General features: G+C 76.0%; 3 protein-coding genes and 1 pseudogene. 2 read left to right on the top strand and 2 right to left on the bottom strand.

The window, feature by feature from the left end:
* A pseudogene (locus HUW36_RS31010) lies at positions 1-181 on the bottom strand (hypothetical protein); the annotation flags it as partial.
* Positions 181-651, bottom strand: coding sequence for a hypothetical protein (locus tag HUW36_RS31005; RefSeq protein WP_174531330.1), 471 nt, complete (start codon positions 649-651; stop codon positions 181-183). The gene HUW36_RS31005 and the pseudogene HUW36_RS31010, both read right to left, overlap by 1 nt.
* 259 nt (positions 652-910) lie before the next feature.
* Between HUW36_RS31005 and HUW36_RS31000 the strand changes: the two genes are divergently transcribed.
* Positions 911-1,996, top strand: a complete 1,086-nt coding sequence (locus tag HUW36_RS31000) for an FUSC family protein (protein ID WP_246248410.1) — start codon at positions 911-913, stop codon at positions 1,994-1,996.
* Between the two features lie 49 nt (positions 1,997-2,045).
* Positions 2,046-2,404: aminopeptidase P family N-terminal domain-containing protein (locus tag HUW36_RS30995; RefSeq protein WP_174531329.1), on the top strand; the 359-nt coding region annotated here is incomplete at its 3' end.

Below are 2,404 nucleotides of genomic sequence, written 5' to 3'. Positions count from 1 at the left end.
GGTCGGCCAGCGGGGTGCCGGCGACCGCGCCGGCCAGCGCGGCCCAGGCGGCGGCGTCCGGCTCGCTCATCCGGGCCAGGCCGCGGGTGAGCGCGTCGTCGACGCCGTCGACCACGGCGAGCGTCTCGGCCAGGCCCGGGAGCTCCCCGTCGGTGAGCCGGGCGAGGTGGGCGGCGAGCATCAGCGCACCCCCGCCGTGGCCGGGAACCAGTGCAGCTCGGGCACCGCCGTGGTGCTCGCCGGGACCTCCAGGTAGGCCAGGTGGCGCAGGAAGCGGCTGAACACCACCGCCGCCGGGCCGGGCTCGTGCCGGGCGTCGGTGCGGGCCAGCAGGTCGCTGCCGCTGTCGGCCCCGTCGCCGGCGTCGATGCGCAGGTAGCGGGCCACCTGTTCGGTGCCGTACTGGAGCACGGCCTCGTCGGCCAGCGCGTGCAGGTGCTTGCAGAGCAGGCTGCCGCGCAGGCCGCCGCAGGGCCGGTTGTTGTTGGTGCTGCAGTTGACCGCGTGGCTGCCGGCGGCGATCGAGGAGACGTAGACCCGCTCCACGTCGGAACCGCTGGACACCACCCCCTGCAGTCGCCCGTCGGCCAGCTCCACGAAGGGCACCTTGGCCAGCTTGCGCGCCCGCGCCGGTGGCGCCACCCGCAGCACGCTGCGATGCCGCCACGAGGCGTCCGTCGCCTCCGTCATCGTTCCGACCTCCCCGCCGGCGACCGGCTCCGGGCACGCCGGACCGCCGTCGCCGGCCCGTGACCCGTGCCGCTGTGACGACAAGGATCATGGCCCACCGGTACGACAGGACGACGCCGGGCGCGACGGGACGGGACTACCGGGGTCGCTGCCGGGTAGAGGGCGGGATGACCGCGCCCGTGCCCGCCCGCCCGGGGCGCCCGGACGGTCGGGCGTCGCGGTGACAGGCGTCGCGCCGGCCGCGCGTCGCCACGCCCGGGAGGCGTACGAGCGGTTGCGCCAGTACTTCATCGTGGCCCTCCAGGCCGGGGTGGCGGCCGGGCTGTCCTGGTACGTGGCCAACACGCTGCTGCACAATCCGCAGCCGCTGTTCGCGCCCGCCGCCGCGGTCGGCACCATCGCGGCGGCGATCGGGAACCGGGTGCGCCGCACCGCCGAGCTGCTCGCCGGCGTGGTCCTCGGCGTGCTGGTCGGCGACCTGATCATCGCGGTGATCGGCTCGGGGCCGGTGCAGACCGGGCTGGTGGTCGCGGTGGCCATCTCGGTGGCGGTGATCTTCCGGGGCAGCGGCGCGGTGATGGTGCAGGCCGGCAGCACCGCCGTCCTGCTGGGCAGCGTCGAGCCCACCGCGCCGGACCTGGCCGTGCCGCGTACCGCGAACGCGCTGATCGGAGGCGGCATCGCGGTGGTGGTGGCGCTGCTGCTGTTGCCGCTGAACCCGGTGCGGGTGGTGCACCGCGCCGCCGGTCCCACCCTCGACCTGTTCGCCAACCAGCTCACCGCTGCCGCGCAGGCGCTCGCCGCCGGCGATCCGGGGCGGGCGGACGCGGCGTTGCAGCGCCTGCACGCGGCCGAGGCGGAGCGGAAGCAGACCACGGAGATCGTCGCCGCGGCGCGGGAGGTGGCGTCGCTGTCGCCGTGGCGGTGGCGGCGGCGCACGCAGCTTCGCCGCTACGAGCACGCCTCCGCGCACCTGGAGCTGGCGTTCACCAACAGCCGCAACATGGTGCGCCGGGTGGTCGCGCTGCTGGACGCCCGGGAGCCGGTGCCACCGGACCTGCCGACCGCGATCGAGACGTTCGGGCAGTCGCTGCGGCTGCTGCACCGCGACTTCCTGGCCGGCCGTACGCCGGAGATCGCCCGCGCCCGCGCGCTGGACGCCGCCGCGTCGGCCCGCCGGGCCCGCGCCGAGGAACTGGGTTTCTCCGGCACGATCGTGGCGTCGCAGGTGTTCATCGTGGTCAACGAGTTGCTTCAGGCGTCCGGGTTGACCAAGATCGAGGCCGGGCGGGCGGTCGGCGACTGAGCGCCGGCCGGACTCCCGCCGTCGCCCGAACGACCGTTAAGCTTCGGGTGTGGGAACCGAGGAGCTGTACCCGGCCGGACGACTGTCCGCGGCGCGGCGCGCCACCGCGGCGGCGGGCCTGGACGCGCTGCTGCTGACTCCCGGCTCCGACCTGCGCTGGCTGACCGGCTACGACGCACGCGAGAGCGAGCGCCTGACCTGCCTGGTGCTGCCCGTCGACGGGGAACCGACGCTCGTCGTGCCGGTGCTGGAACGCCCCGACGCCGAGGCTGCCCCCGGCACCGGCTTCCGCATCGTCGACCACGCCGACGGCGACGACCCGTGGCCGCTGGTCCGCGCCGCGCTGCCCGGCCCGGTCCGCGCCGTCGGGATCGCCGACCGGATGTGGGCGCAGCAGGTGCTCGCCCT

Origin of the sequence: Micromonospora maritima, from assembly GCF_902825405.1 — a bacterium.
GTDB lineage: Bacteria > Actinomycetota > Actinomycetes > Mycobacteriales > Micromonosporaceae > Micromonospora > Micromonospora maritima.
The sequence above is the reverse complement of the archived record's forward strand: the minus strand, read 5'-3'. Positions and strand labels throughout refer to the sequence as shown.